Genomic DNA, 5,212 nt, shown 5'->3' with positions numbered 1-5,212 from the left:
ACACATATCGAACAGCCTGGACGAGTGACAGAACGAGTACGAGTGCGAGAACTCGACGACGGAGGCCAACGGCTGATGAGGGTTATCCGCCGGGCCACCGGATCAGTGGCGCCTCGCCGGCGCACCCGGATCGTCCTGCTTTTGCCTAGGTGTTGCGGGTCATGACGTTGTAGACACCGGCACGAGGGGTTGACGAAGGCGGACGGGTCTTCCGACGGCAGGATGGGAAGTACCACCAACTCATCCGCAGAACGAAAGAACCCGACCGCGGCGCACCGTAACGCTCCGCTGTCCGTCGAAGGTCGCCACCGTCTCGTGCAGCGGTGCCAGACCCGTCCGCTGTCCCACGTCGCCGCCGAGATGGGGATCTCCCGGGCCTGTGCCAGCAAATGGATGGCCCGCTACCGCGAACACGGCGAACTCGGCCTGCTCGACCGCCCCAGCGTGCCGCACCACCAGCCCACGGCAACATCGGCCGAGACCGTGGCGCGGATCGAGGCCCTGCGGCGGACCCGTAAGTGGTCCGCAGCCCGCATCGCCCACGAGCTCGCCGCCGACGGCATCACCATCTCGGTGCGCACCGTCAGCCGACACCTCGCTCACCTCGGCCTGAACCGGCGCAAGTTCCTCGACCCGAACGGCGAGAACAATCGCCAGCCACGCCGGATCATCGCCCGCTGGCCCCGGCACATGGTGCACGTCGACATCAAGAAAGTCGGGCGCATCCCCGACGGAGGCGGCTGGCGTGTCCACGGTCGGGGCAGCGAGCAGGCCAAGAAGGTCGACCGCGCCAAGACCGCCGGTGCCCGCGCCGGCTACGTGTATCTGCATTCGGCGGTCGACGGGTTCTCCCGCCTCGCTTACACCGAGGCGCTCTCCGACGAGAAGGCCGCCACGGCAATCGGGTTCATGCACCGGGCGAGAGTGTTCTTCGCCGCACACGGCATCGTGCACATCCATCGGGTCGTCACCGACAACGGGTCCTGTTACCGGGCGAAGAACTTCGCGAAGGTGCTTCATGGTGGCCGGCATCAGCGGATCACCCCGTATACGCCTCGTCACAACGGGAAGGTGGAGCGCTATAACCGGATCCTTGCCGAGGAGTTCCTCTACGCCCGCATCTGGGCCAGCGAACGGCAACGCGCCCAGGCGCTACAGGTGTGGAATGTGCACTACAACCATCATCGGCCGCATACTGCCGTCGGTAACCGGCCGCCTGCGAGCAAACTCCGGACCGGTGTCCCCAACGTCATGGCCTCATACAGTTAACCCGTCGAGGGTTAGCGCGGGTGATCCAGGACTCTACCGCCCCGCTCCTCCCTGGTCCGGCCTTCTCCGAATCGGTTCGAAGAAGTTGCGCAGCCGCTACTTCGCGGTTTCGGTGGCTGATCGTGCGATATGCGCCCGCTCACGTTCGGGCATGCGCCCCCGGTTCGCAGCCCGATGAGGGACCGAAATGGCACGTAGATCGGTTGCACGGATGCGGTGCTCACGACGCCCCTGGCATCCGATACCCCCATACGTGTTTGTCATTGTGACAAACACTCATCGTCTTTTTTGCGCTAGGACCAATACCTGCCAGGTTGGGTAGGACGCAGACTGTGGCGACACGAGAAGTACTCGATCGACGTCGGGCCCGCTCCGTACGGGGCCGTTGTGTCGCGATGTGAAGCTAGGAAGGGAACATGTACACAATTTCCGTGGACACCGGCGGTACGTTTACTGACGTCGTCGTTGCCGATGCCTTCGGTGGCGTCTCTCTGGCAAAGGCACTCACAACCAAGGAACGGGCTTTCCTGGCGATCGAGAACGCTCTGGGGGTGCTCGCTCCCAAGTTGAATCTGACGGTGTCGGATCTGCTCGCGAAGACCAGCCGTTTCAATTACGGCACCACCCGTTCGACCAACGCTGTCGTTGAAGGAACCGCCGCTCGCACAGCATTCTTCACCACTGCGGGCTTCCCTGACATCCTGCTCCTCCGCGAAGGCGGCAAGCCTGACCCATTCCGTCCCCTTCCCTACGGTAAGCCTTATATTCCCCGGTATCTGACGTTCGAGATCGACGAGCGTATGGACGCCGAGGCTACCGTTTTTCGCCCGCTCGACGAGAATTCGGTCCGTGTGGCAATCGACGGCGCCCTTACGCAAGGCGCCGAGGCGATCGGTGTGTGCCTACTGTGGGCGGTAGCCAATCCCGCCCACGAGCTGCGAATCGGTGAACTCATCGCCGAGCATGCACCGGGTGTTCCGTTCACCCTCTCGCATCAGCTCAATCCTGTTGTGCGCGAGTATCGACGGGCTTCAGCTACGGTGATCGATGCCTCTCTCAAACCACTGATGCAGCAGTTCTTCGCGGATCTCGAAAAGGACCTGAGTCAGACGGGATTTCGTGGAGATCTGTTCATCTCGACCTCCTACGGGGGTTCGTGGAGGCCGGCCGACATCGCGGAGCGACCGATCTACTCGATCGGATCGGGTCCGTCGATGGCGCCGGTTTCTGCTGTCCACGAGGCCGATCTGGATCTTCACGGCGGGGCGGCCGCTCACGATCTCCTCGTAGCAGATACCGGAGGAACAACCTTCGACGTCGGCCTGGTGCGTGGAGGCCAGATCGAACAGACCAGTGAAACGTGGCTGAACGGCCGCTGGATCGGGAATATCACCGGGACTCGAGCAGTAGACGTCCGCAGTATCGGATCCGGAGGTGGCTCGATCGCGTGGCTGGATTCCGGCGGATTGCTCCGAGTCGGACCACGGAGCGCCGGTTCTTCGCCAGGCCCCGTGTGCTACGGACTCGGCGGAACCGAACCGACGGTCACCGATGCCGCCTTCGTGCTGGGCTATCTCGATTCCGCGAACTTCATGGGCGGCACACTCCCGCTGGATCTCGACTCGGCCCGTGAGGCGTATCGCAAGCTCGGTGAGAAGATCGGCATGACCACTGAAGAGGCGGCGCATGCAACACTGACGATCGCAGCCGACAACATCGTGACGGCGATTCGGGAGACGACGATCGCCCGCGGGATCGATCCGCGTGAAGTGACGATCGTTGCCGGTGGTGGCGGATCCGGCATGAACATCGGCCGAATCGCGGCAGAGCTCGGCACTGGTCACGTCCTGTTGCCCAAGACCGCCGGTGCCATGAGCGCATGTGGCGCATTGTTCTCGGACGTCATCTCCGAGTTCACTACCGTTGCCTACTGCACGACGCAAGATTTCGATACCGACCTCGCGAACAAGTCGCTCCGCAGCGTGCGAGAGCAGGCGCAAGCTTTCCTGGAGGGAATGGGAACGGATCTGTCCGCGGAGTCGACGATCGAGTACTTCGTCGAGGCCCGCTACAAGCAGCAGGCATGGGAACTCACGGTCGCCGTTCCGTACAGCGAACTGGGAGCGGGTGACGGCAAGCTGCTGGAAGAGGCGTTCCACGACGTACACGAACGAATCTTCGGAGTGCGCGAGCCAGGGCAGTACCTCGAACTGCTGTCGTGGAGTGCTCGCGCGACCGCACGTCTTCCCAAGCCGGCGCTCCTCGACGCGGGTGAGGGTCGGGGCGATCGACCGGTGCCCACACAGACCGCGCAAGCATACTTCGGCGACACAGGATGGGTGGAGACCGCGTTCTACGACGGACGAACACTGCCCCTCGAATCCACCGTCGCCGGCCCGGCTGTTGTCCAGGAGCCCACCACAACATTGGTGGTCTACCCCGGTCAGAAAGCGACGGTCACCCCACACGGCAACTACCTGATCGACACGGCAGCCGGCGTCCAGGCCGTAGCCGACAAGGAGAACTGAGATGACTGATCTCGACCTGGTCAACATGGCCGTCATCGCGAACCGACTCGACGGCATCGTCCGCGAGATGGAGAACACCCTCCTGCGCACCGGTCGCTCCGCGGTGCTCAACATGGCGCGAGACTTCTCGTGCAGCATCATCACCGGGGACAACCGTCTACTTTCGACCGCAGAGGGACTGCCGGTGCACGTCATCGGTACCGAGCGTCTCGGCAAGGCGATGACCGAACTTCACGACGACATCGCAGATGGTGACGCCTACCTGCACAACGACCCCTACCTGGGGAACACCCACGCAGCCGACCACACCATCCTCGTGCCGGTATTCGTCGACGGCGAGCACCTGTTCACTACTGCGGCCAAGGCGCACCAGGCCGACATCGGCAACTCGAAGCCCACGACATACATGCCGTACGCAAAGGACATATACGAGGAAGGCGCCCTGATCTTCCCCGCAGTACGAGTCCAGCGAAACCGCAAAGATGTCAACGACATCATTCGCATGTGCCGAAGGCGAATTCGCGTTCCCGATCAGTGGTATGGAGACTACCTCGCAATGATCGGCGCAGCGCGTATCGGTGAAGCCGCACTCAAGGATCTGTGCGATCGCTACGGCATCGAGACCATCAAGACGTTCATCGAGGAGTGGTTCGACTATTCCGAGCGGACGATGGCCGAGGCTATCGGCAAGCTCACCGAGGGTACGGTTACCGGACACGGAATGGCCGATCCGCTCGAGCCGATCATGCCCGACGGCATCCCGATCCAGGTGACCATTTCGGTCAAGCCCACCGAGGGTCGTATCGTGCTCGATCTTCGCGACAACATCGACTGCATCGATGCCGGACTGAACGAGTCGGAAACCTGCTCGACCAACAACGTCATGACCGGTCTGCTCAACAGCCTGGATCCCGAAATCCCCCGCAACAGTGGCAGCTTCCGCCGCATCGAGGTGTTGCTGCGCGAGGGCGCAATCGTGGGTATCCCGACATTCCCGCACTCCACCTCGGTGGCTACCACCAATCTGGGCGAGCGACTCGTGATGATCACGCAAAAGACTTTTGCCGACAACTGGCACGGCCAGGGTCTTGCCGAAGGTTCGTGCAGCGTTGGAGCCGGATTCTCGGTGATCTCAGGACTCGACGACCGTCACGGAACAGCCGACCCTTACATCAACCAGGTCTTCCTGGGATCGCAGGGTGGTCCGGCCAGCGTAGACACCGACGGCTGGATCACTTATGGCAACTCCGTCACCAACGGCTTGATGTTCCGAGACAGTATCGAGATGACCGAGCAGAAGTACCCGGTTCGAGTCGAGGAACTACGTATCCGCACGGACTCCGAAGGCGCCGGCCGCCGCCGGGGCGCCCCGGGCACAGTCGTTCGCTTCGGTCCGAAGACCGCCCCGATGAGCG

General features: G+C 62.7%; 3 protein-coding genes. All 3 read left to right on the top strand.

From position 1 onward, the window contains the following. Positions 1-222 precede the first annotated feature (222 nt). Positions 223-1,269 carry an IS481 family transposase gene (locus tag R1101_RS0115675; protein ID WP_016934334.1) on the top strand — a complete coding sequence of 349 codons (1,047 nt, stop codon included), beginning with the start codon at positions 223-225 and terminating at the stop codon, positions 1,267-1,269. Positions 1,270-1,685: 416 nt separating this feature from the next. Beyond that, the gene (locus tag R1101_RS27035) at positions 1,686-3,797 is read left to right on the top strand and encodes a hydantoinase/oxoprolinase family protein (RefSeq protein WP_016934333.1); all 2,112 of its coding nucleotides are present in this window, start codon (positions 1,686-1,688) and stop codon (positions 3,795-3,797) included. Between the two features lies 1 nt (position 3,798). Continuing rightward, on the top strand, positions 3,799-5,212 hold a 1,414-nt coding region (locus R1101_RS0115665), incomplete at its 3' end, for a hydantoinase B/oxoprolinase family protein (protein ID WP_016934332.1).

Source organism: Rhodococcus sp. R1101 (assembly GCF_000278445.1).
Lineage (GTDB): Bacteria > Actinomycetota > Actinomycetes > Mycobacteriales > Mycobacteriaceae > Rhodococcus > Rhodococcus gordoniae.
Note: the sequence above shows the minus strand (reverse complement) of the source record. Positions and strands in the feature narration are given on the sequence as shown.

What these genes read in the sequence shown, in the direction of transcription:
- R1101_RS0115675 (WP_016934334.1), top strand. Translation starts at nt 223, where the DNA reads ATGGGAAGTACCACCAACTCATCCGCAGAACGAAAGAACCCGACCGCG.
- R1101_RS27035 (WP_016934333.1), top strand. Translation starts at nt 1,686, where the DNA reads ATGTACACAATTTCCGTGGACACCGGCGGTACGTTTACTGACGTCGTC.